Here is a 26,234-nt window from a genome sequence, read left to right as displayed (position 1 = left end):
CATGAGGAGGCCGCAGAGGTCCTGACCACCCATGTCCGCCATGTTTGGAGCACAAATTTGACTCCAGATGCCTGGAGCCTGCGGGCTGAAATCGCAAGTCACACCGGAACCCTGCCGCCGCCCTGGAAATCCTCCAGCAGGGACTGCGTATCCACCCCGACTCGAAGGACCTTGCCGAGAACCACGCAGTCGTCGAGGCCGAACTGAAGAAGAGGGCATAACCCACTGTGATCTGGCGTCGCCCGGACGTCATGCGGCTTCTCGTCGCCCATCTGTTGCTGTACACCGGCATGAACCTGTCGAAGACAGCATGGCCCCTGTATCTCGATGCGGAGCATGCCCTCTACCTGCTCGCCGCCAGCTACACGGCCATGGCCATTACGGGCGTTGCCGGGGCCGCTGTCACGGGGTGGCTTGTCGACCGTGTCGGCATCGCAGCAGTCATATCCGCGGGCAGCATAATTTACAGTGCCGGACTGCTCTTGAGACTGCAGCACATCAGTCTGCTGCTCGCCATCGCCAACGGTGTGATCATGGGCATCGGAGCACTCCACGATCGGCCTCCTCCAACAATGCTCTCAGGGCGAGCGGCGCCGGCTGTCAGTGCGCGGCAGGGAGGTAGATCGTCTGCTGTTGTCTTCGGGCGCGACGGGCGGCTGGGACGCGGCCGGCGGTATTGCTCGGCATCTTGGTCTCCGCGTCCTCCCAGCTGAAGAACTCGAAGGTATCGAGTTCGTCTTCCTCCAGCTGGATCAGACCGGGGTCTTCGACGGTGCCTCCGTCGAAGAGGAAATTCATCATGGGGCGGGGCCGGTCACCCTGGGGCGGCACGAAGTCGACGACGAGCAGCCGACTGGCCTGGATCTTGAGACCGAGTTCCTCGTTGAGTTCACGGTCGACGCACTCATGGGGCGCTTCCCCAGGGTCGAGGATGCCGCCCGGGATCGCCCAGTAAGGCCGATAATTGGGTTTGACCAGCAGGACCCGGTCCCGGTCGTCGGTGAGGAGCGCGCACACCGACACGTAGACGGTCGGCAGGGTGGCGTACCACTCCTTGGGCTCCAGGTACGGCTTGGTCACCTCCTCGACGGTACTCCAATACCCCATGAAGACGGGCGCATGAGACGGTCTCTGTCGAGCTTAGATCAGGTCGGCGTGGTGACCTGTTCCAGAAAGGCGTCGACCTCGGGCATCGGACAGTGCGGTGCCAGTGTCGAAGCGAGCAGGGTTATGCGGGCCTGGACTCGGCGGGACCGGATTGGCTTGGCGAGGGCGAGTGCATCGAGAGCCAGGTGGGCCGCCGCGTCGATCTGCCCGGCTTGGGCGTGGGCGGTCGCGGTGAGCGCGGTGTGAAGGGCTCGCGTGCGGGCGTTCCCGGGGGCGACGTCCATGGCCTGCTTCTGGAAGGTCAGGGCTTCCTCGGGGCGGCCGAGGTCGAGCAGTGATCGCATCGTGCTGCCTGCCAGATGGGCGGGGGTGAAGTAGCGGGCCCAGGTGGGGCCGGTGCCGTCGGAGCGGTCGAGCGAGTGCTGGGCCTGTCCGATCGCCGTCCGGAAGGACTGCAGGTCCCCGGCGAGGGCGCACGCGGTGGCCTGGCTGGAGAGCAGCCGGGCGGATACCGCGGCGACGGGCCGTCGTCCGGCGCCATCGGTTGCTGCGCGGGAGAGTCAGACGGCTTCGCAGGGGAGGTTGAGGAAGACGGCTTGGGTGGCGAGGTTGGCCAGGATGTGAGCGCCATACGTGCGATCCCCCGCGGCCTTGGACAGGCGAAGTGCCTGGATGAAGGCGCGCTGGGCGGCGCCCTGTTCGGAGATGTCGTAGGACATGAATCCGGCGGTCCCGGTCAGTTCGGCCGCGATCGCGAACAGTTCCCGGCCCACTGGGTCGGTGTAGGAGCCGCGTAGGAGCGGGGCCACGTCGCGGGTGAGGAAGTCGGCGAGGAAGGTTCGGGCGTGGCCGCCGCCGTGCCGTCGATCGAGATCCAGGAACTGGTCGAAGCAGGCGCGCAGGACTTCCACGTCTTGACCGGTGACGCGGCGGCCCGCCGTGCGGGTGACGGTGGAGTCGGGCGGGTCGAAGTGCCAGCGCCATCCGGCCTCGACGGCGGCCGCGGTGACGAACGGCGCGACCGCCGCCGGCCGTCCGCGCTGCCCGAACCGGCGCCACAGGGCAGCGGCCGTCTCGACCGCTTCGGGAACCGTGGCGGGGAACAGCAGGCCGTCCCGCTGCTGATCCAAGCCAGAAAAGCCGAGTTCGGCGGCGTTCACCCGCCGCCGCAGCCGTGCGGACAGGACTTTGGCGATCAACTCGGGCCCGGGCTGTTCAGGACGACGCCCGCGCAGCCACCAGTACACCGACGCCCCGTCGTATCTGAGGATCAGCCCGTGGTCCTGTGCACCGATTCGGTTGACCTGGCGGGCGAAAGCGGCGTGGGAACGGTCGAATGTCGCCTCGGACAAAAGGTCTTCCAGATCGTGGTTGGTCACCGGCTTGCTCACCTGCGGCTCCTTCTTGAAGAACCGGTGCGGGGACGGAACGGTTCAGTCCCAACTCACGGTAAGCGCCGGGAGGCGGTTCGTCACCACACGCGCAAGAACGCGCAAGCCGCGCAACGGCGCCGCATGACCGCGCATGCGCTCTCATCTGCCGGTTCTCCGGCGTCCGCCTGACGGTTGAGGCACAGCTTCGATCGGACGAGCCGGACTACGGAGGCAGCATGTTCCGGTCCCATTTCCCTTCCACCCCCTATCTGGAGACCTACTTGCGCGACGGGCGCATCGTCGGCGACGGGGAGAGTGCCCGCTCCATGGTCGAGCGGATCGTCGCTACTTTCGCCGCCGCCGACCGTCACTTCGACGGCGACGGGGGGTTCGGGCAGCGGCTCGGTGAGGCACTCGACGACCGCCGGATCGTGTTCTCCACCCCCATCATGACCAACGCCGGTCGGTACGCCGACCGGCCGCTGGCCGCGTGCGCGGTACCGCCCGTCGACCTGCGCGGCGACCTCGGGAAGGTCAAGGCCGTGGTCGACGACTACCACCGCGCCGGGATGGGCACGGGCTTCAACCTCGACGACCTCGACGACCCGGTCGCCGTCCTGCGGTACCTCAACGACGTGGCCGTGGCCGGGGCCGTCGGCGGCCTGGAAGATCGGCCGGTCGGGAACATGGCGGTCCTGTCCCTGGCGCACCCCAGAGCAGCCGAGTTCATCACCTGCAAGACCTCGGCCGATGGCCGCGGTGAGGAGTGGCGGTTCAACATCTCCCTGACCGTCACTGATGCCGAGATGCGCGCCGCGGCCTCACCCGGCCGGGAACGCGACCTGCTCCGGGCGGCCGCCGAGGCCGCCGCCGCTTGCGCGGACCCGGGACTGCTCTTCGCCGACCGGATGGACGAGGGCAACCCCGCTCCGAAGTTCGGCCGCTACGTCTCCACCGCTCCGTGCGCCGAAGTCGGCCTCGTCCAGGGGGAGACCTGCCAGTTCGGCTACGTCAACCTCGCACGCTTCCGCTCCGGCGGATCAGCGGCGACTCTGGACCTGGACGGGCTGGCCGACACGGTACGCCTGCTCGTCCGTGCACTGGACGACGCCATCGAGGCCAGCCTTGCGCATTACCCGCACGCCCTGTCCTCTCAGATCATGGCGGGGAAGCGGAAGATCGGGGTCGGCGTGTGCGGGCTGGCCGATCTACTGCTGGCGGCAGGACTGGCGTATGACAGCGTTGCGGGACGAGACCTGGCCCGTGACGCGGTCGCGTTCGTGAACTACGCCAGCAAGGTGGCCTCCGCTGAACTCGCCGTCCAGCGGGGCGGGTGTCCTGCGGTCCTTGCGGGTGAGTCCCGCTACGCGGACCCGTCCTTCCTGACCAGGTTCGCCGGCGTGGGCGCGCGCACCGTCACCAGCGGCGACTGGGCCGCGCTGGCCGCCAGTCTCGCCAGAACCGGGATGCTCCGCAACTCCTCCACGATCGCGATCCCGCCGACCGGCCGCAGCGCTCCGGTGATCGGAGCTTCGACCGGCATCGAGCCACTGTTCCGGCTGACCGATCCCCACATCCCCGACCTGCTCCACCCCGCCGTCCGGAGCGTGCTGGACGAGATCGGTCGCCCAGACCTGATCGAATACGCGGTCGTGCACGGACGCCTGCCCCGTGCCTCCGGACTTCCGGAGGCCCTCCGGAGCCTGCTGGCAACCGCCACCGAGATCAGCCCAGCAGGTCATCTGGCGATGGCCGCGACCGTCCAGGCATGTGTTGACGAGGCGGTCTCCAAGACCGTCAACCTGCCTGCGGACGCCACCGCGGGCGACGTCCACGACATCTACCGAAGCGCCTGGGAGTTGGGCTGCAAAGGCATTACCGTCTACCGGGACGGGTCACGCACCAGCCAGCCGAAAGCCCTGTAGGAGGACATGTGGGCGGTACCAGCGACGGCTTCGTGTTCGACACCAAGCACGACCGCTACCCGGTCGCCGCCCACATCATCCTCACCCGCACGGACGGACGCGTGCTGCTCATGCGCCGAGCCGGCAGCGGCTATGCGGACGGCCAGCTGGCCTTGCCCGCCGGTCACGTGGACCTCGGCGAGACCCCGACCGACAGCATTGCCCGCGAGGTCAACGAAGAACTCGGCCTTGTCCTCGCCCCGGTCGACATCAGTCCGGCCGGTGTGATGTTCCGACGTTCTCTCGAACCTCGCGTCGACTTCTTCTTCACCACGGCCTCCTGGGACGGCACACCGCGGATCCGTGAACCACACAAGTGCACCGAGCTTGTATGGGCCGCCCCTGACGACATGCCCGTCGACGCCCTTGCCTACGTCAGCCGAGCTCTCACCAATGCCAAGCAGGGGATCGATTACTGCGAATACGGCTGGGTGCCCGAAGGCGTGTGACGGCGCGACCGCGCGATCAGGAACGTGAACCAGCCAACTGCTCCTGACCGTTGCGTAAACGCCAGGACGGCATGCGGTTGATTGATTACAATGAGCTACGAAAGTGGTGTTCAGCTGCACGGCCACCCCCGTACCCCCCGTCAAGCGAGTGCCGGAGGCCCCCGCCATGGCCAGCGACCAGCACGACCCTGACGCCCTGCGCGTCCACTTCGGTGAAGAACTCCGCCGGACGCGCATGCGCGCGAAGCTGTCCCAGAACCAGCTCGCCAGCGCCCTCGGCTGCACCCCGCAGTGGATCTGCCAGCTGGAGAAGGCCGACAAGACCGTCTCCGAGCAGACGGCCTTCGACCTGGACACCTACTTCAAGACGGATGGCTGGGATCAGGACGACGGCCACTTCCACCGCATCTACAAGACCATCCGCCGCGCCGGCCGCCACCGCGTCCTGCTGCCCGGCTTCGACGCATACTTGCGCCACGAGGGCAAGGCCATCGGCATCAGGTGTTTTGCTGCCCAGGTCGTCCCTGGCCTGCTCCAGACGGAGCGCTATGCCCGAGGGCTCATGATGCCAGGAGAACCCGCAGAGACCCTAGAGGCACGGGTGGCTGGACGGATGGAGCGGCAAACGATCCTCACGCGGCAGAACCCTCCGATGACGATATTCGTGTTGGATGAATCAGTGCTACACCGTCCGGTCGGAGGCCGCGAAGTCATGGTGGAGCAACTGGACCACCTCATCGGGTTTGAGCACTCGCTCGATGTGGACGTGCGAGTACTGCCTTACGGCAGGGTGGCCCCGGCTGGGTTGGAAGGGGGCTTCATGTTGCTCAACTTCGAGGCGGAGGCAGACCTCATGTACATCGAGGCGGCGGGTGTCGGTCAACTGATCGAGAGTAAGAGCACGATGTTCAAAGCCGGAGTACGGTTCTCCTTGGTGATGGGCGAATCCCTCTCCCGCACCGAGACCTTCGAGCTCTTGACACGCACTCGTGAGGAGTACCTGTGAAGCACCCGAACTCTATGGTCCCGCAGTGGCGTAAGAGCAGCTACAGCGGTGGCTCTGGTGGCGAGTGTGTCGAGGTAGCTGCGATGCCGGATCATCTCCTGATTCGTGACTCCAAGGACCCGGACGGCCCCCACCTTGGTGTCACCATCGCAGCAGCACGTGACTTGATTAGCCGAGTGCGAGGTCAGTAATCGTGAGTCGTCGGGATCGGGAGCTTCTTCGGTGGCGTAAGAGCAGCCACAGCGGCGGAACGGGCGGCGAGTGCGTTGAGGTTGCGGCCCTCCGGCAGGGGCTCCTGATCCGTGATTCTAGAGATCCGGACGGTCCGTTCCTCGAACTGACTCATACGGCAGTTCGCTGCCTTCTCGACCACCTCCGAGCAGTCCCCCGGCAGTAACCTGGCAGACGTGGCAGCCTGGAGCTGCCAGGCTGCCACGTCTCGCCCTCAGAGCTCCCCGCTAAATGCAGCATGCAGGAAAGACTGTCTTAGAGCCGATGCGGTGGGCAGTTGAGCCTGTGCAGCTCTGCCTATTAGTGCGCATTCGTCGAGGAAGTTGGCGACCTGCTGCTGCTTGGGTAGGTCCGGCAGTGGAATACATATGTTCTCGAACTTACTTACTGAAATAGTCTGATTTCTGAGAACTGTCCCGGTTGATGTGTTGCGGACAATACTTCGGCCTGATCCGCTCTGAAAATAGTAGTTCAAGTATCGCAGATCGGTGTTGTCGGATGGGATGAAGCTTAGAAATCGACTGGAGCCAACACATCCTTGATCTGCGTCTGTGGAGATGGCAATTGCGCCCTCCCATGCCATGATGTTGCTCACAACTAGCCGGTCCGGTTGTATCCAGAAATACTTAAGCTTGCTGAGTTCTCGGCCCGGAAGTTTGTCGCGATGGAAGATCCCGTTCCCGAAAGATCGTATGCCGATCTGTGTATACTCACATTCAGAGTCAATGTCCAGGGGAATTCTCTCAAGAGTGAGAATGTCGCCGAGTCTCGTCAGTGGACTGGCTTCCTCTTGGTGAATGATCGAATCCTTTATGGCATTGTTGAGCTGGTCGGCACGCTCCCGACTTTCGCGGACGAGCGAGAGTCTTTGAGTTGTCGAGTCCAGGCGGGCGGCGATGCGGCGCTGCTCCTCCACATCCGGCAGCGGGACCGTGGTTGCCAGGAGGCGGTCGATATTGACGCGCTGTCTCCGGGAACCCATTCCGGTTCCCTTGTCGCGAAGCTTGGCGTGCAGCCCTTCCCAGCGAGCCAGATGTCGGACGTAGGAAAGATCGGCGACCGTTGCCTTAATGGTGAACGTTGGGAACTCGTGGGACACGTAGAGCCCGTCAAACTCCTTCTCGACCGTTGCCAGCGCGCCTTCCCAACCGAAGAGCTTGCTGTAGACGAATTGCCCTTCGTGAAGTTTGGTGTACCTGGAGTATTTCGTTTCCGAGCCGAGGATGGTTGCGCGCCTGAAAAGCCCTCTTCCATAGGAATAGATGCCGGCGGTGGTGTAGGTCTTATCTGGATCGACAGATTCGGCATCGACGTCGAGATCAATAAACTCGCCGAGAGCTATCTCGGGATACATATTCACTTGTTTTCCTTCAGGCTATGCTCGAGGGAGGAGAGGAGAGCGAGGATCTCGTTCTCGGTAGAGATCAATTCTTTGAGTAGTTCGCCCGGCGGGCGGTGGGACAGGCCGTCCTCTTCCTCGGGGTTTGTGAGGTTGAGGTTGTAGTTGTTGGCGACGATATCGGCGATGGGAACGCGCCATGCGTGTTCTGTCTCCACTCGGTCGGCGCACTCTTTGCCGCCCCACCATTCGGTGCATTCGGCGAATTCCTCGTAGCGCAGGGGCCTGGTTTTCGCGTAGCCCTTGCGGCCCTCGGGTGGGTTGACCCGGTAGAACCAGGTCTCCTTGGTGGGGCCGGTCTTGTCGAAGAACAAGAGGTTCGCCGGAATCTGGGTGTAGGGGGCGAAGACGCCTTGGGGTAGGCGGACGATGGTGTGCAGGTTGCACTCGTCTAGAAGCTTCTTCTTGATCTTTGTGCCGATGCCTTCACCGAACAGGGCGCCATTGGGCAGGACGATGGCGCACCGGCCATTGTTCTTGAGCTTCTTGATTACCGATTGCAAGAAGAGCCAGGCTGTTTCCTGGGTCTGGTAGCCCTTTGGGAAAGCCTTGGCGATCGAACTTTCCTCTTCGCCGCCGAAGGGCGGGTTGGTGAGGATCACGTCCACGCGGCTGCTGGGGCCTGTTTCGTCCAGCATGTGGCGGAGTGCGTTGGTGTGCAGGATGTTGGGTTCCGTCACGCCGTGCAGGATCAGGTTCATCATGCAGAGCAGGTACGGGAGCGACTTCTTTTCGTAGCCTCGCAGGCTTCGCCAGAGACGCGTTTGTTGCAGGATGCCCAGCTTACGATCCTTGGTGAGCTCGGTGTAAGCCTCCACCAGGAAGCCTCCGGTGCCACAGGCAGGGTCGAGGATCGTCTCGCCGAGTTCCAGGAACGTCTGCTCGACCATGAAACGGATGACCGGACGCGGGGTGTAGAACTCGCCGGAGTCGCCGGCTGCGTCTCGCACTTCCTTGAGAAGCGACTCGTACAGGAACGCCATCGTGTGGATGTCGTCGCTGAACGTGAAGTCGATCTTCTTGATCTGGTTGAGGAGATCGCGGAGGAGATAACCGGAGGCGATGCGGTTCTGGATGCCGCTGAAGACCTGGCCGAGCACGTTGCGCGGGTCGCCCGACTCGTTGCTTTTGAGGCCGCTGAGGTAGGGCAGCAGCCTTTCGTTGACGAACTTGAGGAGTTCCGGGCCGGTGAAGTTCTCGTCCTTGGCCCAATTGCTCCACTGGTACTCGGGGGCGATCGCGGGCCGGAAATCGTCCTCATACGCGGCGCGCTGCTTCTCCAGGGCGTCGAAGGCACGCAGGAACAGCAGCCATGACAGCAGAGGGAGCCGGTCCAACCAGGCCGTGGACGCCCAGTGCGGTCGAGTGCGACACGACCGCCAGGCCCCGGCTCCAGAGCGTCCAGCGGGCGAGGTGGTCGTTCTCGCCGGCCGGGAGGTCTGCGAACTCGCGGAAGCGGTAGATCCCGCGGTCGACGCGCGTCCAGTTGCCGCGCCGGACATGGAAGTGCTGCGCCTGGTAGGAGTAGCCGTCCTCAAGTGCCTGGGCGGCGGTGAAGTAGCCACGCTGACGCGCCGCCCGGCGCCACAACCGGGCGCGGGGTTCCGCTTCCCGCTGCCGCATACGAGGCAGCCTATCGTGATCACTACTTATAGTCAGTTTTAGTTTGGTGCGTGATGGGTGCATCAACCTAAAAGCGAGCTTTAGTATCAGGAAGCTTCGTAGACGAGTGCGTTCAACTCGTCCAACACGCCGCGCAGGCGGTCGCGCCCACCGAAGCGCTCGCTGATCTCCAGGACATTGCCGAGATCCTCGTAGGCGTTCGAGCGCAGCGCCCCGATCTCCAACTCCTCGGCGCCGCGCTCGGCGTACTGTTCGAGGACCCTGTCGAGCACCTCCCGCGCCTCGGGCGCGAACGACTCCAGGAAGTCGCGGTGGCGTACGGCGACCCGGCGTGCCCGCTCCGAGCGCGACATCAGCGGCAGTTCCCAGGCCAGGTACATCAGCAGGTCGATCGTGTCGGCGTCCGGCCTGCCCGCCCACTCCGCGAGGTCCTCTGTGGCGATGTGGCTCTCGTCCAGCCGCTCACGCAGCGCCCGCCGGCCCTGCGCCTGTGCCCACTCGCCGAGCAACTGGTGCGGCTCCAGGTTCAGTTTGAGGATCCGGTCGCGGACGAACTGCTCGTACTCGACGAGACGCAGCCGCGTCCCGTCGGTGCTGGGCTCCGACACGTACAGTGCGCTGCCCCACGGCGTCACCTGGACGCCGTCCACGTAGAAGGTGCGCGGGTTGGCGAGGATGTCGTCGACCTCGTCCGGGTCGGTGACGAGCGGAGGGAGCGTCCCGCCGTCCTCCTGCGTGTACTCGCCCTCGGGTTCGGCGACCATCTCTTCGTCATCGCCGGGGACGTCCTCGTTGACGGTGTCGGCGATGTTGCCTTCGGCGTCGGTCTCGTCCCGCACGACCCGCATCGGCGGGCCGTCGAACTCGAGGTCGTTGAACAGCCGCGTCGCCTCCACGAAGTCGATGATGTCGAACGACAGCTTCCCGTCCTCGCGGAAGATCCGGGTGCCGCGTCCGATGATCTGCTTGAACTCCGGCATCGACCTGATCACGCGGAACAGCACGATGTTGCGGAGGGTCGGGATGTCCACGCCGGTCGAGAGCAGCCGGGACGTTACCGCGATGACCGGTACGTCGGAATCGACCTGCCGGAACTCGTCCAGGCGCTCCCGGCCCGCGTCGCCGTCCGCCGCGGTGATCCGGCACGCATAGGTTGAGCCGTGGCGCCGGACGAGGTCGGCGTTGGCGTTGTGCAGCGCCTTCGTCATCCGGAACGCGTGGTCGGTGTTCGCGCAGAAGACGATCGTCTTGCCCATCCTGCCCGTCCGGTGCAGGTAGTCGGTGAGGTAGCGGGCGGCCTCCTCGGTCCGGTCGAGGATGGCCAGGACCCGCTCGTACTCCCTGGGGCCGTAGAGCTTGTCCGGGATCTCCCGGCCGAGGAGGTCCGCTTGACCCGGGTCGGGGCGCCAGCCCGTCATGTCGACGTTCAGCCGCACCTTGCGGACCCGGTAGGGGGCCAGGAAACCGTCGTCGATGCCGCGTGCCAGCGTGTACTCGTACAGCGGTTCGCCGAAGTAGCCGTAGGTGTCGGTGTCCTTGCCGATGACCGGCGTGGCGGTCAGGCCGATCTGCACGGCGGGGGAGAAGTATTCAAGGACCTTGCGCCAGTGGGAGTTCTCGCTCGCACTGCCGCGGTGGCACTCATCCACGATCACGAGGTCGAAGTAGCCGGGCTCGTACTGTCGGTAGAGGCTCTCTTCGTCGCGGCTGCTGTCGAGCGACTGGTAGAGGCCGAGGTAGATGTGCCGTCCTGTTTTCGCCTCGCCGCCACCGAGCTTGTGGACGGCTTCACCGAACATCGGCTGGAAGTAGTCGTCCTTGGGCTGATCGATCAGGATGTTGCGGTCGGCCAGGTAGAGGACTCGCGGCCTGCGTCCGCGCGGCCAGTTCGCGTTCCACAGCTTGGCGACGATCTGTGAGGCGACGAGGGTCTTGCCCGTCCCCGTGGCAAGGACGAGCAGCATGCGCGTGTCGCCGCGCGCGATGGCCTGGACCGTCCTGTTGATCGCAACGCGCTGGTAGTAGCGCGGATCTTTGAAGCTGCCGTCCCAGTTCCGCGAGCGCGAGTTGAACGGTGCCGAGGCCAGGGTGGCCTGCCCGTCGTCCGTGAGGTCGCGGTCTTGCCGGTAGCGCGCCCAGAGCTCCTCGGGACTTGGGAACTCCTGGATCTCGTTCAGGTGGCCGGTGCGTGCGTCCAGTTCAAAGATCTGGTGGCCGTTCGTCGTGTAGGCGAACGGCACGTCCAGTAACTCGGCGTACCTCTTGACCTGCTCGAAGCCGTCCGCTGGATCTCTGCGGGACCGCTTGGCCTCGATGACGGCGAGCGGCAGCCCGTCCGAGTACTCCAGGAGGTAGTCCGCTTTCAGCGGCTTGTCCTGACGATGGCGCCGTGCGGTGGCGCGGATCCGGCCCCGGTTGATCGGGTACTGGCCGGTGATCTGGTCCTCTTGCCAGCCCGCCCGTTCCAGGGCGGGCAACACGAAGCGGCGGCAGGTCTCGTCCTCTAGGGGCCCCTGGAATCTGGACGTCACGACCTCATTCTTACTGGAGACCACCGACATAATCCGGGCAAACGATCCTTGGCCGTCCCCGGCCGTGGGTCACTGGACGATTACGGAGTCCTTTGGGGCGTCCTTGTCCTCGGTCCAGCCGTCGTGGCCGGCGTCGGATTTCCAGTGCTTGCCGGCGTAGCGGATCTCGGTGAGGCCGTAGACCTGGGCGTGGGTGACGGCCCAGGACGCGACGGCCCAGCCCTCGCGGGTGCTGGACGCCTTCACCGCGTTCCAGGAGTCCGGGTCGGACTTCGCGCCCTTGGTCAGCGGGCTCGGGCCGCCGACCTTGAGGCGGCTGCCGAAGGCGCGGCGCATCTCGCGGATCGCCTCCGGGCGGCGGGACGCGGTGCGCTTGTCGGGCGGGAACCAGCAGCGCGCGGACGCCGGCTCGCGGCCCGTGAACGCGGTCGCCAGCAGCTTGCCGTCCTGCTCGTGCTGGGCGTAGGCGGTGCCGTCCGCGCTGCGCTGCACCAGCTGCGCGGCGTCGTGCAGGTCGCGGTCGAGGTAGTCCTTGATGCGCACCAGGGCGTCGAAGAACTTGCTCGTCGCCAGGACGGGGTCGCGGAGCTTGTCCGGGGTGCCCCAGCCCTGCGAGGGGCGCTGCTGGAACATGCCGACCGAATCGCGGTCGCCGCCAGGCAGGTTGCGGATGTGCGACTCCTGGATCGCGGTCGCGTAGGCGATCACCGCCGCACGTTCGGGCAGCTGCTTGCGGAACGCCACCGCGGCGATCGTCGAGGCGTTGGCGGCCTGCTCCAGGTCGAGCGGCATCGTCCCTTGGGCCGTCCGCACCTCGCAGCCGGACCCGTGCAGGTACGGCTGGGCGCGGTCGAACAGCGCGAACCCGCCGACGACCACCAGCATCACCACGACGGCCAGGCCCACGGCCCACCACAGCCCGCGGCGGCGCCCGCCGCCGTCCGCCCCCTCGTCGGGGCGCGCCTTCAACCTCGCCCAAACAGCCACGCGAAGAAGGTACCGGGAGATGGGTCCCACTAAGCTCATGAGGCATGACCGAAACGTTCACCAGCCCGATCTCCGGCGGCATCGACGAGCTGTGGGAGCGGCGCGCCGACCTCACCCCGGACGACGCCGACGCGCGCGCCGCCATCGTGGCCGCCGTCGACCAGATCGACACGGGCGAGGCCCGCGTCGCCCACATCGACCCCGCGACCGACGATGTCGTCGTCGACGAGCGGGCCAAGCGGGCGATCCTGCTGAGCTTCAAGGTCCTCGGCATGGCGCGCGCGCAGGTGGGCGACTTCCGGTACCACGACCGCATCCCGCTGAAGAGCCGGCTGGACGGCGTCCGCGTGGTGCCCGGCGCCATCGCCCGCTGGGGCGCCTACCTCGCGCCGGGCGTGGTGCTCATGCCCTCGTTCACCAACATCGGCGCCTATGTGGACTCCGGGACGATGGTCGACACGTGGGCGACGGTCGGGTCGTGCGCGCAGGTCGGGAAGAACGTCCACCTGTCGGGTGGCGTGGGGATCGGCGGCGTGCTGGAGCCGCCGAACGCCAAGCCCGTGATCATCGAGGACGAGGCCATGATCGGCAGCCGCTCGATGATCGTCGAGGGCGCGCGGGTCGGGAAGGGCGCCGTCGTCGGCTCCGGCACGAACCTGTCGGCGTCCATGCCGGTCATCGATGTGGAGACGGGCGAGGAGATCAGCCGCGGCCGCATCCCCGACTGGTGCGTGGCCGTCGGCGGCACCCGCTACAAAGAGTTCAAGGGCGGGACGTTCGGCCTCCCGGCCGTGCTGATCCTCAAGCGGCTGGAGGAGGGCCAGCGCCACGACAAGGCGTCCCTCAACGACATCCTCCGCGACCACGGCATCAACACCTGATCCCGCAGCGCCCCGCTGTCGGCGGGGCGCTCAGGTTCAGCAGGTTTCTAGTGAGGAACCCCGGTCCTTCAGGGCCGGGAGGAATCGCTTCTGTCGTACGCGGCGCGTCAGCGCCGCCCGGTTCTGGCCCTGGTCAACTCCTGGGCGTGTAATGATACAGTCACGGACTGTGAAATTGGTGGTGCAGGTGAAGCTGCTGCCGACGCCCGAGCAGGCGGCGGCGCTGACCGACACCCTTCACCAGGTCAACACAGCCGCCAACCAGGTGGCGGTCGTGGCGTTCGCCCAGTTCGGGCTGCGCGGCCGTGAACTGCCCCTGCGGACGCTGTGCTACGGCGACCTCAAAGCCGGCGGGCTGGGCGCCCAGGCCGCCCAGCACGTGATCAAACGCGTCGTGGACGCCTACACCACCCTCCGCGCCGGTATCCGCAACGGCAACCTGGGCGGCCCGGCCTCCAAACGCCGCCGCAAAGCCGAGTCCAAACCCATCGCGTTCCGCCTGGACGCCGCGCACACCTTCGACGACCGGTGCCTGTCGTGGCAGTTGGACGCGGGCACGGTCAGCCTCTGGACGGTGGCCGGGCGGTGCAAGAACTTGCGGTTCGCCTGCTCACCCGACCAGGCCAAGACCCTGGCCGCGCACCGCAAAGGTGAATCGGACCTAGTGCACCGGGACGGGAAATGGTTCCTGCTCGCCACCTGCGACGTCCCCGAACCCCAGGTGTACGAGCCTGCCGACTGGGTGGGGGTGGACCGCGGCATCGTCAACCTGGCCACCACCTCTGATGGCGACAACCATCAGGGCCGCCGCCTGGACCGGTACCGGCACTGGCAGGCCCGCAAACGCGCCGAGATCCAGGCCAAGCGGACCCGGTCGGCCGCCCGGCTGCTGAAGAAGCGGGCTCGCCGCGAAGCGCGGCACGCCCGGCACGTCAACCACAAGATCGCGAAGCAGGTCGTCGCCGTCGCGGCACGCACCGGACGCGGCATCGCGCTCGAAGAACTGAGTGGGATCCGCGGACGGGTCACGGTTCCTCGCGACCAGCGGGCACGCCTGTCCTGTTGGCCCTTCCACCAACTCGGCGCCTTCATCGCCTACAAGGCCCGCCGCCACGGTGTGCCGTACATCGAGGTGGATCCGGCCTACACCTCGCAGCGCTGCCCGCGCTGCGGCCACAGCGCCAGGAACAACCGTTCTGCGCGGGATCACTTTCAGTGTCGTCGGTGCGGTCTCGCTGGGCCCGCCGACGTCGTCGCCGGGGTCAACGTGCGCGACCGCGCACGCTCGGCGTGGGTATTCGTCAACATGCCCCAACCCGCCCCCACATAGCTAGGAGGCTGGTGGATGCGACCCGTGACCGCCCCGCCGTAACGGGCAGTCGGGAGCGTGAACAAAGCCCCCAAGGACCGAACGAGCAAGCTCGGTCCTTCAGGGCCGAGTAGTTGACTCGAAGCGGGTTTCGGTGACTTTCAGGGGGCGGGCGGTGAGGATGGCGGCGGAGGCGGCGTAGCCGGGGCCCGGGGTGAGGTCGGTGAGGCGGACGGGGGAGACGGCCGCGTCGTCGTTCCAGGCGATGACCTCGGCCGGGTCGTCGGGGGCGGAGACGTGGATGGCCGTCATCGGGGCGGCGAGGCCGTGGCCGGTGGCCTTCAGCAGGGCCTCCTTGCGGGACCAGTAGGCGTGGAAGCCGCGCCGCCGGTCGGCCATGGCGGCGAGGGCCTCGCGTTCGGCGGGGTTGAGGACCATCTCGGCGAGGCGGTCGATGTCGCGGTCGCTCTCCCGCTCCACGTCCACGCCGACCTCGGCGCCCTCGGCGAGGACGAGGACGACGCGGTCGCCGGAGTGGGAGAGGGAGAAGTCGAGGTCGCTGCCGGGCAGGCGGGGCTTGCCGTGCGTGCCGCCGCAGTGCGGGCAGTCGGTGGTGAACCGGATGCTCTCCGGGGCCAGGCCCTCCAGGTCGGCGAGGACGGTGCGGGCGAGGAAGCGGCCGGTGACGAAGCGCGCCTTGTCCTCGGCGCGGATGAACCGGTCGTAGCGGTCGCGCTCCCGGTCGTCCAGCAGGGCGCGCATCGGGGGCTCGTCGACGGGGACCGCCCAGCGGACGGCGCACTCCAGCATCTCCACACCGTGATGATAGGACTTGGGCATGGGGCTTGATCTGTTCGCGGACGTGGTGGAGCTGACGGCGGCGATCGTCGACGTCGAATCGGTCAGCGGGGCGGAGGGGCCGCTCGCCGACGCCGTCGAGGAGGCGCTGCGGGCGCTGCCGCACCTGGTGGTGGAGCGGGTGGGGCACAACGTCGTCGCGCGCACCGAGCTGGGGCACGGCGAGCGGGTCGTGCTGGCCGGGCACCTCGACACGGTCCCGTTGAACGGCAACCTTCCGTCGCGGATGGAAGGGGATCGGCTCTACGGGTGCGGCACGACCGACATGAAGAGCGGCGTTGCCGTTGCGCTGCGGCTTGCCGCGACCGTGCCCGAGCCCAGTCGTGATGTCACGTATGTGTTCTACGAGTGCGAGGAGATCGAGGCCGAGCGGAACGGGCTGCGGAAGCTGGCGGCGGCGCGTCCTGAGCTGCTCGCCGGCGATTTCGCGGTGCTGCTGGAGCCGACGGGCGCGCAGATCGAGGGCGGCTGCCAGGGGACGATGCGGGTCGAGGTCACGGCAAGCGGGGAGCGGGCGCACAGTGCGCGGGCCTGGATGGGGTCCAACGCGATCCACTCCGCCGGGAAGATCCTCGACGTGCTGCGGGCCTACGAGCCGGCGCGTCCGGTTGTGGACGGCCTCGAATACCGCGAAGGCCTGAACGCGGTGTTCATCTCCGGTGGCGTCGCCGGAAACGTCATCCCGGACGAGTGCGTCGTCACCGTGAACTACCGGTTCGCGCCCGACAAGTCGCTGGCCGACGCGGAGGCGTACGTCCGGGAAATCTTCGACGGCTTCGAGGTGACGGTCACGGATGCCGCATCCGCGGCCAGGCCTGGGCTGACGCACCCGGCCGCCGCCGCGTTCGTCGCGTCCAGCGGGGCCGAGGTCCGCGCCAAACTGGGCTGGACGGACGTCGCGCGCTTCTCCGAACTCGGTATCCCGGCGGTCAACTACGGGCCCGGCGAACCCACCCTCGCCCACACCAAGGACGAGTACGTCGAGACCCCGCTGATCACCGAGTGCGAAGAACGTATGCGCACGTGGCTGGCCGTTCCCACTACCGTGTCTCCATGACTTTGAACCCGGATTCCCCGTCGCGGCGCCAGGGCCCGGCGATGCTGCGCGGGCGTGCCGTCCCGAAGACCACCACCGACCAGCGGCTGCTGGACGGCCGCGGCCCGGTCGACTGGGTGCACGCCGACCCGTGGCGCGTGCTGCGGATCCAGGCGGAGTTCGTGGAGGGCTTCGGCCTGCTCGCCGAGCTGCCGAAGGCGGTCAGCGTGTTCGGCAGCGCCCGCACCAAGCCGGACTCGCCGGAGTACAAGCTCGGCCTCGACATCGGCGCCCGGCTGCACGAGGCCGGGTACGCCGTCGTCACCGGCGGCGGCCCGGGGATCATGGAGGCGGCCAACCGGGGCTGCGACGAGAGCGGCGGCCTGTCCGTCGGCCTCGGCATCGAGCTGCCGTTCGAGCAGAAGCTCAACGACCACGTCGACATCGGCATCGAGTTCCGCTACTTCTTCGTCCGCAAGACGATGTTCGTGAAGTACTCGCAGGCGTTCGTGGTGCTGCCGGGCGGCTTCGGCACCCTGGACGAGCTGTTCGAGGCGATCACCCTCGTCCAGACCAGGAAGATCACCCGCTTCCCGATCGTCCTCGTCGGGACGGAGTTCTGGGGCGGCCTGCTCGACTGGGTCAAGACGTCCATGCTGCCCAGCGGCAAGATCTCCCCGCAGGACATCGACCTGGTGCACCTCACCGACGACCCGGAGGAGGTCGTCCGGATCATCGTCGAGGGCCACACCCGCGCCGAGCAGGAGATCATCGAGGCCCGCGCCCAGGCCGAGACCAAGGAAGCCGCCGGCGACTGACGCTCAGCGGAGGCGGCGGAGGAGCGTCTCCCTGGCCTCGGCCAGGGGGGCGAGCAGGAAGCGGTCGTGGTCGGGTTCTCCGTGGCGGTGGTCGGCGGGGCCGGGCCAGTCCGTCCGGGCGCGGGTCCGGATGTGCTGCTCGACGCCGTCGATGAGGTGCAGCATCTCGGTGAGGACGGCCTCGTCGGTGCGCTCGTAGGCGTCGTCCGGCGTCACGTAGACCGGGGACGTGTGCGCCATGATCGGACGTTCCCAGACGTCCCGGTGGCGGGCGATGCCGTCGCCGGGGCCGTAGCAGCGGGCCGTCACCCAGGACGACTCGTCGACGGCGAGGTCGAAGTCGAGGGTGCCGGACTCGGTGGGGGCGTCCCAACGTTGTGACTTTACGACCGTGCCGTTCACCACGATCTCCAGGCGGTCGACCGGGAAGATCGAGTGGAAATCGGCTGTGCCGCGCACGGTCCGGACGCCGGTGAGGACGGTGCCGGGGGCGGCATCCCCCACGGACAAGTGCAGGTGGGGGCCGCTCGTGACGACCGTGTCGCCCTCGCGGACCGCCGTGCACCAGTCCCAGTACGTCATGGCCGCCGGGTCGGGGACGCGGGCGTAGGTGCGGACGAGGCCGATCGGCACCTCGCTGCTCATCTTGTCGGTGCCGCCGACGAGGGTCAGCCGGTAGCCGGCGTTGAGGTAGCGGTAGTACTGGGCGATGTTGTAGTCGTCGTAGGCGATCATCTCGACGCCGTCGAGCCGGCCGGTGGCGATCAGCGCCGCCGCCTCGCCGTTCGGGACGGGGAAGTGCGCGAGGACGACCGTCCCGCCCTGGGCGTGGCATTCGTCGGCCCAGCGGGCGAGGGTGGTCTCCAGCCCGCCGCCGAGGTCGGCCTCCTCCGCGCCGCCCGTGGTCCAGGGGCGGATCTGTTCGCGCAGGCCGAGCAGGTTGATGTGGCCCAGCATCGCGGTCCGGTTCTCCTGGCCTGCGAAGACGTGGGTCTTGCCGTCCACGGACGTGTGCGGGTGGCCGGTGAAGTCCTCGGTGTTGGTGTAGAGGTGGCCCCACTGGCTCATCAGGAGGTTCGTGACCCGGACGCCTTCGCCGCGCGCCTCCAGTTCGGCGCCGTGCGTGGAGACGAAGTGGACGTGGGTGTCGCCCGCCACGTAGCCGTCCGCCTCGGGGTCGTGGAACGGCTTGAGCCGCAGTTCGAGGGTGCGCTGGCCGGGGCGGATCGTCAGTTCCTCGCGCAGTGGGACGTAGTCGAAGCCGTGCGCGGCCTCGACGATCACCTGTCCGTGGGGGAGCCAGCCTTCGAACTCGCCGTCGACGTAGGCGTAGGTCCGCTGGCCCAGGCGGACGTCGCCGCCGATGTCGAGGTTCCAGGTGTTGCCGTCGGAGTTGATGTGCGCGTGGTGCCCGTAGGGCGCGAGGGGGACGCCGTCCGGGGTGTGGAAGTGCAGGCGGCAGGTGAGGGGCTCGCCGGTCGCGTCGTCCACGATGGTGCCCTTGATCCAGGCCCGTCCGGCCTCGGGGAGGCGCCACCGCGTGCCGTCGGCCGTGGCGAGTTCGCCCTGGTCGAGGATGTCGCCCCAGGTGAAGGCGGCCGTCACGGTACCGCCGACCTCCAGTGACACGGTCGCCGAGGGCGTCGCGGCGACCCTGACGTAGCCGGTGCGCGGGTCCGTCGCGCCGCCCCAGCCGGGCGGGGTCGACAGGCTGGCGTCGTCGACCGTCCGGTAGGCGTAGGTGGCGGTGCCGCGGTCGACGACGACGGCGACGTCCTCGTCCACCGAGCCGTCGGCCAGGGAGAAGATCAGCTCACGGGAGACCGTCCGGCCGAACGGGTCCTCGGCCAGCCGGCTGAGCGTCATGGCGCCGATCAGCACGGTCGGCCCGGCCGATGCGATCTCGATCGCGGCCACGCGGCGCTCGGGGTGCGGGTTCCGCCACGGCCACAGGTAGAACCGGTACGGCAGGACGTAGGGGGAGCGCGCCTGCGGGTCGTCGATGTCGACGAACCTGGCCCCGGCCGCGTCGTAGCGCCCGCAGGTGCGGTGCATCAGCCGGTGCTGCGCGTCCGGGAGCGCGAGGAACGGGGTCTGGCCCCAGTCCAGCGGGATCGGACGGCCCTCCCAGAGGCGCGGCGTCGGCCCGATCTCGAAGCGCTGCCGGACGGGGACCGTCTCCGTGCCCCCGTCCGCGTACCGCAGCGTGTAGCGGGCGACCGTCTCACCGACCGGGGCGCCCTCGAACAGGTCGGGCTCCTCCAGGGCGTGGGCGAACAGGACCCACTCGAACTCCTCGTCCACCGGGATCGCGGTGCCGTCCCCGTCCACCCGGAGCAGGGACGGCCCGCCGAGGTCGTCGCCGAAGCGGAACGGCAGTCCGTAGAGGCGGCGCTCCCCGGTGACCGACGCGTCCGCGTCGTCGAGCAGCGTCAGCGGCGCGTTCCACGCCCCCGTCAGATCGAGCGTCCGGTAGCCGCGCTCCCACGTCATGCCTGCCCCCTCATGTCCCTTATGCCTGCCCTGCCGGGACGGCCGTCTCCTGCGTTTCCTCGTCGAAGTTCGTCGTCGCGAGCCCGGCGTACCGCCGCGGGTTCCGCGAGCGCAGCGACAGCGCCGACCCGATGCCCGCCGCGAACGCGACCGCGCACAGCCCGAGCACCACCGCGTTGGTGGCCGTGCCCGCGCCGGTCAGCAGCGAGATGTTGGCGACCACCAGGACGAGGATCAGGCAGAGGCCCGCGAAGCTGAGTCCGGGGGCGATCAGCGTGCGCCAGAGCCCGCTCTCCGGCGCGTTCCGCCGCAGGTAGACGATCACGGCGAGGCAGCACAGCGCCCACAGTGCGATGATCCCGAGGAAGCCGAGCGAGCTGCCCCACAGCAGCAGCTGCAGGTAGGGGTCGAGGTCGAACACGGCCCAGGCGGCGACGACGAGGAGCGCCAGCACGGTCTGCGCGGTCCCCGCCAGGTAGGGCGAGCGGGTGCGCGGGTGGGTGCGGCCGAACGCGGCGGGCATGAGGCCCTCGCGGCCCAGCGCGAACAGGTACCGGTTCGCCGCGTTGTGCAGCGCCAGCAGCGCCGCGAACGCGCTGGTGAGCAGCAGGACCTCCATCACGGCGGTGATCGCCTCCGGCGTGTACGCGTCGAAGATGCCGGTGACGAGGCCCGCGGTGTCCTTCTCGGCGGCGCCCGCGACGCTGTCCGCGCCGACCGCCTGGACGATCGTCCAGGTGATGAACGCGTAGAAGATCGCGATGAACGCGACCGCGATGTAGGTGGCGCGGCGCACCGTGCGGATCCCGCCGCGCGCTTCCTCACTGAAGATCGCGGTGGACTCGAAGCCCATGAAGGCGCCGAACACCAGCGCGAACATCGCCGCGTTGGACGGCGTGAGCACCGTGCCGGGGTTGAAGGAGGTGAAGGACGTCTCGCCCGCGCCGCCCTTGGCCAGCACGTACGCGGCCATCACCACGAGCACCGCGACTTCGAGGACGAGCAGCACCGCGAGGATCTTGGCGCTGGTCTGGATGCCGCGGAAGCCGAGCAGCGCCACCAGCGCGACCGCGACCAGCGCGAACACCCACCAGGGCACGGACGCGCCGGTGTACTTCTCGAACGAGTCCGCGCCGTACAGGCCGAGCGCCCCGTAGGTGCTGATCTGCAGGCCGTTGTAGGCGAGCAGCGCCAGGGTCGCGGCCCCGGAGCCGAGCGGCCGGCCGAGGCCGCGGGTGATCGTGGCGTAGAACGCGCCCGCGTTGCGGACGTACTTGCTCATGGTCATGAAGCCGACCGCGAACAGCGCCATCACGACGCCCGCGACGAGGTAGCCGCCCGGGACGGCGGCGCCGCCCTTCAGGAAGTGCAGCGGCGCCACGGCGACGATCAGGGTCAGCGGTGCCAGTGCCGCCAGGACCGTGAAGACGAGGTCGTTCGTCCCCATCGCGTTCGACGCCAGGCGGCCGCCGCCGGAGCCTGGAGTAGGGGTGGTTGACATGGTCTTTCGCCTTCCGGGAGTCCACGGGAGCTCGCTGCGCCAAAGGTATGTACCGGGTCCGGGCGACAGAAGTGGACGTTCAGCCCCGGATGGACGCCCGCATTGTGCGGATCGTCCCCGTGCTTTCAGTAGACCCGGTACTTTCAGCGGACCTGGCTTCGCCATCGCAGCGCGAACCACAACTCCATCCGGACGTCCGGGTCGTTGAGGTCCTGGTCGAGGAGCCGGGTGATCTGCCGTATCCGGTGCCGGACGGTGTTGCGGTGCACGCCGAGGTCGGCGGCGGTCCGGTCCCAGTTGCCGTGGTGGGCGAGCCAGCTGCGCAGCGTGGCGAACAGCAGGGCGGTGTCCTTGGCCGGGCCGGTGTCGAGGGGCGCCAGCAGCCGGTCGGTGTACCGCGACGCCTGTGCGGAGTCGAGGAGCGCCAGCACGCCGCCCGGATCGGCCCCCGCGATCACGCTTCCGCCCTGCACGCGCGCCGCGTCGAGGGCGGAACCGGCCTCGCCCCACGCGGGGTCGAGTTCCGGGGCCGGGTGCGGGCGGCTGATCCCCGCGAGGAACCCGGCGTCGTCCAGCAGGCGCCGCAGCTCGGTGACCGGATCTCCGTCCGGTACCAGGGCGACGAAGGAATCGCCTTCCTGCTCGACGAACGGCGTGCCGAGCAGCGCCGACAGCCGCTGGATGATCGTCTCCCGCGAGCCCGGCGGCGCGCCGAGCGAGCCCCGGACGACGCGCCACCCGGCGTCCTCCGCCAGGTCGAGCGGGTCGGCGAGGCCGCGCGCGAGCGTCGGAAGCCGCAGCAGGCCGGCCACGGCCGCCGCGCCGAGCGCCTCCGGCGACACCGTCGCCGAGGGCGCGGTGAACAGCAGCGACAGCGCCGACGCGGCGACGCCGACGATGCCCCGGTCGGCGACGGTGAACGGGCGGCGCCGCGCGACGGCCATCGCGTACCCGGCCGGGGCCGGGCCGAGCAGCCGCTGGACCTCGATGTGCTCGTCGGCGGTGCCGAGCGCGGCGCTCGTCGGCGATCTGCTCTCGCCCGCGCGGTCGAGTGCCCGCGTCAGTTCGGGGCTGCGCCGGACGGGGCCGGCCGACCACGTCCGGTCCCGGTTGCGGTCGACGACGAGGACCCAGCCGTCGAGCAGCTCGGCCAGCCGCTCCACGACGGCCTTCAGCGGCCCCGGGCCGGCCGCCGCCCGGATCAGCACCGCCTGCCCGTCCGACAGGCGCTTCAGATCCTGGGTCTCGGTGCGGACCAGCTCGGCGTGGTGCAGCTCGACGATCGACGCGAACGGCACCCGCGGCGGCACCTCCAGCAGCGCCATGCCGAACTCGTCGCACGCGGCGACGAGCTCCGGCGGCACGGCGTCGAAGACCGGCGTCACCCCGAACCCGATCGCGACGACGCCGATCTCGGTGAGCCGCCGCACGTACTCGCGGCTGTCGGCGGGCCGGAACCCGGTCCCGGCGAGCAGCAGCAGCTCCCCGCCGCGCAGGAACGGCGCCGGGTCGGCCAGCTCGCTGACGTGCACCCAGCGCACCCACCGATCGGACGGATCGGCGGTGCCGAGCGGCCGCAGCGACAGCCGCGTCACGAAAAGGCGGAGAGGAACCACGAGGCAACCGTATTCGCGGGCCGGTCACGGCCCGGCAATGGCGGATTCAGCGGGTGACGGCGACGAAGATCTTGGTCGTGGGCTCGACGGTCACCCAGTCTCCGGCGAACCCCTGCGGGATGAAGAACGCCTCGCCGGGGCCGAATTCTTCCCGGCCGCCGTCGAGGTCGGCGACCGCGACGCGGCCGGTGAGAATGACGCAGATCTCGTCATAGGGCCAGGGGTCGATGCGGACCGTCCCCGGCTCGCCCGTCCAGTACCCGCCGGTGTATTCGCTGGCAGGGCCGCCGTAGGCGAGGTACTCGGTCTCCTTCCACTCGGGGGAGAGGACCGTGTAGCCGTCCAGCGGAGGGACGTTCGGCGTTCCGGTCTCCGGGGAGAGCCGGACGATATCGGTGATTGTCATCTTCGGTGGTGACTCAGCTTTCGGAATCGCGCGAAAGGAACCGGTCGAGAACATTGCGGACGATGCGGTCGACAAAGGGATCGCCCACGTGCAGCGCGTAGGGCCATTCCGTGGAGCCGCCGTTGAAGACCTCCCCGCCGCCCCGCGTGAACGCCGCGATCATGCCGGCGCCGTGCATCCCGCCCTCGTTGACGTAGTCGGGCAGGTCCTCGCCCAGTTCGCGGTTGTAGGCGTAGACCTCCTCCTCGGGGCCGCCGATCGGCAGCAGGCCGCCGAACCGGTCCTCCTCGCCGCGGACCGCCGGGGTCAACGCGAGGATCTCCAGCGTCTCGGGCGCGCCGTCCTCGAACGTCGGGTACGGCAGGCCGCGGCGGAAGGTGTATTCGACCGAGTCCACCTCGAACGCGGCCAGGAAGGTCGGCGCGGCACCGAGCTGGTCTCCGTAGTAGAGGTCCGTGCCCTCGAAGGCCCAGTGGTGCGGGCGGTAGACGGTGAACCCGCCGGACGAGCGCGGCGTGGCGACCCCGTAGCGGGTGTAGACGCCGCCGAGGCCGTTCAGCCCGACGGTCATGGCGCCCGGACGTCCCACCGACTTGGCCTCCCACATGGTGGTGGCCGTGCGCGGCGACCGCGCCGTGTCGGGGTCGAGGGACGGCAGCCGGTAGCAGTACTGCGTGGTCAGGTCGTCGCTCAGCCGGACCTGCCACTGGTAGTTGCCGCCGAACCGGGCGAGGCCGCCGCCGCCGTCCACGAACCGGTCGACGGCGTCGCGCATCTCCCAGCTCCAGTACTCGTCGTGCCCCACCGTGATCACGCAGCGGTAGGGGTCGAGCACCGTCTCGTCGACGTGCAGGTCGTGCTGGACGAGGTAGTCGAGCTCGTAGCCCTGCTTCTCCGCCCATTGGACGAAGAGCCGCTCGTACGTCGCCCAGAACGCGTCGGCGTGGTGCCGGCTGTAGCCGTTCAGCCGGGCCCACTCGTAGGACGGGTACCGGGGCGCGCCGCCGATCGGCGGCGTCATGTGGTTCGCCTCGCGGGGCGCGCCCGCCGGCTTGCGGATCATGCCGCGGGCGATGGGCCGCTGCGTCGACGACACCGGGCTCCCCGCGTCGTCGCGCGGGTCGTCGCCGAGCCCCCGGTAGTGGTTCGCGCCGCCCCAGTCGTTGTAGGCCAGCATCGTGCCGGTGGTGAGGACGAGCGCCATCTTCGGGCGCCGCTCCGGCGCGGCCTTGACCACGAAGTAGTGCTCGCGCTCCCACAGTTCGCCGTTGCTCTGCACCGTGCGGACGGTGACGATGTAGAAGCCGGGGCGCCAGTCGTCCGGGACGTCCAGGGTGAGGCCGGCGGGCCAGCCGCAGCCGGCCGCGTAGGCGTCGGCGGGCGCCTCGTGACGCTCGGCGGTGACGCCGTCGCGCTTCCAGACCGTCTCGGGGTTCAGGCCGTCGCGGGTGATCTCGACCGTGAAGGACGGGACGCTCGCGCTCAGGTGGAAGGTGACCGTCTCGCCGGGAAGGTAGGAGAAGCGGTCGGTGTAGCACCACACTTCCTCAGCGTCCGGGGTGGCGTACGCCGTCTCCGACGGCCATCCCTTCGGGGACCACGCGAACGCGGGCTTGGTGGTGTGCGTGTCCATCACTCCTCCTCCGAGGCGTTGCCGGAACGGTCCAGGGCGAGCACGCTCAGCAGCTCGTACCCCACATGAGCTGCGGCGATGCCGGTGATCTCGGCGTGGTCGTAGGCCGGCGCGACCTCGACGATGTCGGCGCCGACGACGTTCAGGCCGGCCAGGCCGCGCAGCGTGCCGAGCAGCTCCCGGCTGGTCAGCCCGCCGGCCTCCGGGGTGCCGGTGCCGGGCGCGTGCGCCGGGTCGAGGACGTCGATGTCGACCGACACGTACACCGGCCGGTCGCCCAGCCGGGCCCGCATCCGCTCGACGGCGGCGGACGTCCCGCCGTCCTCGTAGTCGTCGGCGCGGATGATCTGGAAGCCGAGCGTCCCGTCGTCCACCAGGTCCTCGCGCGAGTACAGCGGGCCGCGGATCCCGATGTGCATGCAGTGCTCGGGGTCGAGCAGGCCCTCCTCGCCGGCCCGCCGGAACGGGGTGCCGTGTGTGTAGGGGGCGCCAAAGTAGGTGTCCCAGGTGTCGAGGTGCGCGTCGAAGTGCAGCACCGCGACCGGGCCGTGGTCGCGGTGCAGCGACCGGAGCAGCGGCAGCGCGATCGTGTGGTCGCCGCCGATCGTCAGGAGCTTCGCGCCGTCGGCGCGCAGCTCGTTCGACCGCCGCTCGATCGTCCGGATCGCCTCCTCGATGTCGAACGGGTTCACGCCGATGTCGCCGGCGTCGGCGACCTGCTGGGCGTGGAACGGCTCGACGTCGAGCGGCGGGTGGTAGGGCCGCAGCAGCTTCGAGGACGCGCGCACGTGCCCGGGCCCGAACCGCGCCCCCGGCCGGTAGGACACGCCGGTGTCGAACGGCACCCCGACGATCGCCACGTCCACGTCGCCGACCTGGTCGGTGCGGGGCAGCCGGGCGAAGGTGGACGGCTCGCCGTACCGGGGGATCTTCGTGGCGTCCACCGGGCCGATCCTCGGTGCGTCCGTCATGGGGTGCAGCCTCCGCGTTCTGGATGGGACGGGGTCGGGTGG

Annotated in this window: 25 protein-coding genes; 9 read left to right on the top strand and 16 right to left on the bottom strand. The window is 68.7% G+C overall.

Annotated features, from left to right (window positions below):
• Positions 1-98: 98 nt before the first annotated feature.
• The 4 genes from HUX53_RS11340 to HUX53_RS11325 form a co-directional block, all read right to left on the bottom strand.
• A complete protein-coding gene (locus HUX53_RS11340; protein WP_176403123.1) occupies positions 99-554 on the bottom strand; it encodes a hypothetical protein in 456 nt (151 codons plus the stop codon).
• Positions 555-600: 46 nt separating this feature from the next.
• Positions 601-1,080 (bottom strand): NUDIX hydrolase, encoded by a 480-nt coding sequence (locus tag HUX53_RS11335; RefSeq protein ID WP_176403122.1) that lies wholly within the window; start codon positions 1,078-1,080, stop codon positions 601-603.
• Between the two features lie 65 nt (positions 1,081-1,145).
• Complete coding sequence (locus tag HUX53_RS11330) at positions 1,146-1,451, bottom strand: hypothetical protein (protein WP_176403121.1); 306 nt, start codon at positions 1,449-1,451, stop codon at positions 1,146-1,148.
• Positions 1,452-1,667: 216 nt separating this feature from the next.
• The gene (locus tag HUX53_RS11325) at positions 1,668-2,498 is read right to left on the bottom strand and encodes a hypothetical protein (protein WP_176403120.1); all 831 of its coding nucleotides are present in this window, start codon (positions 2,496-2,498) and stop codon (positions 1,668-1,670) included.
• A gap of 218 nt (positions 2,499-2,716) precedes the next feature.
• Between HUX53_RS11325 and HUX53_RS11320 the strand changes: the two genes are divergently transcribed.
• The 5 genes from HUX53_RS11320 (at position 2,717) to HUX53_RS11300 (ending at position 6,296) form a co-directional block, all read left to right on the top strand.
• Positions 2,717-4,405: a hypothetical protein gene (locus HUX53_RS11320; RefSeq protein ID WP_176403119.1), complete on the top strand. Its 1,689-nt coding sequence runs from the start codon at positions 2,717-2,719 to the stop codon at positions 4,403-4,405.
• A gap of 8 nt (positions 4,406-4,413) precedes the next feature.
• On the top strand, positions 4,414-4,893 hold the full coding sequence (locus tag HUX53_RS11315; protein ID WP_176403118.1) for an NUDIX domain-containing protein: 480 nt from the start codon (positions 4,414-4,416) through the stop codon (positions 4,891-4,893).
• A 166-nt stretch (positions 4,894-5,059) separates the two neighbouring features.
• A complete protein-coding gene (locus tag HUX53_RS11310) occupies positions 5,060-5,899 on the top strand; it encodes a helix-turn-helix transcriptional regulator (protein ID WP_176403117.1) in 840 nt (279 codons plus the stop codon).
• A gap of 14 nt (positions 5,900-5,913) precedes the next feature.
• The gene (locus HUX53_RS11305) at positions 5,914-6,090 is read left to right on the top strand and encodes a DUF397 domain-containing protein (protein WP_176403163.1); all 177 of its coding nucleotides are present in this window, start codon (positions 5,914-5,916) and stop codon (positions 6,088-6,090) included.
• Positions 6,091-6,092: 2 nt separating this feature from the next.
• Positions 6,093-6,296 carry a DUF397 domain-containing protein gene (locus tag HUX53_RS11300; RefSeq protein ID WP_176403116.1) on the top strand — a complete coding sequence of 68 codons (204 nt, stop codon included), beginning with the start codon at positions 6,093-6,095 and terminating at the stop codon, positions 6,294-6,296.
• Between the two features lie 48 nt (positions 6,297-6,344).
• Here HUX53_RS11300 and HUX53_RS11295 read toward each other — a convergent pair whose 3' ends face one another.
• The 5 genes from HUX53_RS11295 to HUX53_RS11275 all read right to left on the bottom strand — a co-directional run bounded on the left by HUX53_RS11295 (position 6,345) and on the right by HUX53_RS11275 (position 12,670).
• Complete coding sequence (locus HUX53_RS11295) at positions 6,345-7,484, bottom strand: restriction endonuclease subunit S (protein WP_255205158.1); 1,140 nt, start codon at positions 7,482-7,484, stop codon at positions 6,345-6,347.
• A 2-nt stretch (positions 7,485-7,486) separates the two neighbouring features.
• Positions 7,487-8,866 (bottom strand): N-6 DNA methylase, encoded by a 1,380-nt coding sequence (locus HUX53_RS11290; protein ID WP_176403114.1) that lies wholly within the window; start codon positions 8,864-8,866, stop codon positions 7,487-7,489.
• On the bottom strand, positions 8,787-9,152 hold the full coding sequence (locus HUX53_RS11285; RefSeq protein WP_176403113.1) for a type IV toxin-antitoxin system AbiEi family antitoxin domain-containing protein: 366 nt from the start codon (positions 9,150-9,152) through the stop codon (positions 8,787-8,789). The genes HUX53_RS11290 and HUX53_RS11285 overlap by 80 nt, the downstream gene beginning before the upstream one ends.
• A gap of 86 nt (positions 9,153-9,238) precedes the next feature.
• Positions 9,239-11,683, bottom strand: a complete 2,445-nt coding sequence (hsdR, locus tag HUX53_RS11280; protein WP_217919330.1) for an EcoAI/FtnUII family type I restriction enzme subunit R — start codon at positions 11,681-11,683, stop codon at positions 9,239-9,241.
• A 69-nt stretch (positions 11,684-11,752) separates the two neighbouring features.
• The gene (locus tag HUX53_RS11275; RefSeq protein ID WP_309237170.1) at positions 11,753-12,670 is read right to left on the bottom strand and encodes a hypothetical protein; all 918 of its coding nucleotides are present in this window, start codon (positions 12,668-12,670) and stop codon (positions 11,753-11,755) included.
• 44 nt (positions 12,671-12,714) lie between these two features.
• Between HUX53_RS11275 and HUX53_RS11270 the strand changes: the two genes are divergently transcribed.
• Together HUX53_RS11270 and HUX53_RS11265 are read left to right on the top strand one after the other, a co-directional pair.
• Positions 12,715-13,551 carry a 2,3,4,5-tetrahydropyridine-2,6-dicarboxylate N-succinyltransferase gene (locus tag HUX53_RS11270; RefSeq protein WP_176403112.1) on the top strand — a complete coding sequence of 279 codons (837 nt, stop codon included), beginning with the start codon at positions 12,715-12,717 and terminating at the stop codon, positions 13,549-13,551.
• Between the two features lie 169 nt (positions 13,552-13,720).
• Positions 13,721-14,881 carry a transposase gene (locus HUX53_RS11265; RefSeq protein ID WP_309237169.1) on the top strand — a complete coding sequence of 387 codons (1,161 nt, stop codon included), beginning with the start codon at positions 13,721-13,723 and terminating at the stop codon, positions 14,879-14,881.
• A 99-nt stretch (positions 14,882-14,980) separates the two neighbouring features.
• On the opposite strand, the gene HUX53_RS11260 is transcribed toward HUX53_RS11265, so the two are convergent.
• Entirely contained in the window at positions 14,981-15,670 is a 690-nt protein-coding gene (locus tag HUX53_RS11260) for a 4'-phosphopantetheinyl transferase superfamily protein (RefSeq protein ID WP_176403159.1), read from the bottom strand.
• A gap of 28 nt (positions 15,671-15,698) precedes the next feature.
• Between HUX53_RS11260 and dapE the strand changes: the two genes are divergently transcribed.
• Both dapE and HUX53_RS11250 read left to right on the top strand, forming a co-directional pair.
• Entirely contained in the window at positions 15,699-16,775 is a 1,077-nt protein-coding gene (gene dapE, locus HUX53_RS11255; RefSeq protein ID WP_176403111.1) for a succinyl-diaminopimelate desuccinylase, read from the top strand.
• Positions 16,772-17,572, top strand: a complete 801-nt coding sequence (locus tag HUX53_RS11250; RefSeq protein WP_176403110.1) for a TIGR00730 family Rossman fold protein — start codon at positions 16,772-16,774, stop codon at positions 17,570-17,572. Before dapE ends, HUX53_RS11250 begins: the two co-directional genes overlap by 4 nt.
• Before the next feature lie 3 nt (positions 17,573-17,575).
• Here HUX53_RS11250 and HUX53_RS11245 read toward each other — a convergent pair whose 3' ends face one another.
• From HUX53_RS11245 to speB, 6 genes are all read right to left on the bottom strand, one after another.
• Positions 17,576-20,065, bottom strand: a complete 2,490-nt coding sequence (locus tag HUX53_RS11245) for a CehA/McbA family metallohydrolase (protein ID WP_176403109.1) — start codon at positions 20,063-20,065, stop codon at positions 17,576-17,578.
• Positions 20,066-20,084: 19 nt separating this feature from the next.
• Positions 20,085-21,566 (bottom strand): APC family permease, encoded by a 1,482-nt coding sequence (locus HUX53_RS11240; RefSeq protein ID WP_176403108.1) that lies wholly within the window; start codon positions 21,564-21,566, stop codon positions 20,085-20,087.
• A gap of 143 nt (positions 21,567-21,709) precedes the next feature.
• A complete protein-coding gene (locus tag HUX53_RS11235; protein WP_176403107.1) occupies positions 21,710-23,182 on the bottom strand; it encodes a PucR family transcriptional regulator in 1,473 nt (490 codons plus the stop codon).
• Positions 23,183-23,228: 46 nt separating this feature from the next.
• On the bottom strand, positions 23,229-23,588 hold the full coding sequence (locus tag HUX53_RS11230; protein ID WP_176403106.1) for a cupin domain-containing protein: 360 nt from the start codon (positions 23,586-23,588) through the stop codon (positions 23,229-23,231).
• A gap of 13 nt (positions 23,589-23,601) precedes the next feature.
• The gene (locus tag HUX53_RS11225) at positions 23,602-25,221 is read right to left on the bottom strand and encodes a N,N-dimethylformamidase beta subunit family domain-containing protein (protein WP_176403105.1); all 1,620 of its coding nucleotides are present in this window, start codon (positions 25,219-25,221) and stop codon (positions 23,602-23,604) included.
• Entirely contained in the window at positions 25,221-26,192 is a 972-nt protein-coding gene (gene speB / locus HUX53_RS11220) for an agmatinase (protein ID WP_176403104.1), read from the bottom strand. Before speB ends, HUX53_RS11225 begins: the two co-directional genes overlap by 1 nt.
• Positions 26,193-26,234 lie beyond the last annotated feature (42 nt).

Source organism: Actinomadura sp. BRA 177 (assembly GCF_013372625.1).
In the GTDB taxonomy this organism is placed as follows: Bacteria; Actinomycetota; Actinomycetes; order Streptosporangiales; family Streptosporangiaceae; genus Spirillospora.
The sequence above is the reverse complement of the archived record's forward strand: the minus strand, read 5'-3'. Positions and strand labels throughout refer to the sequence as shown.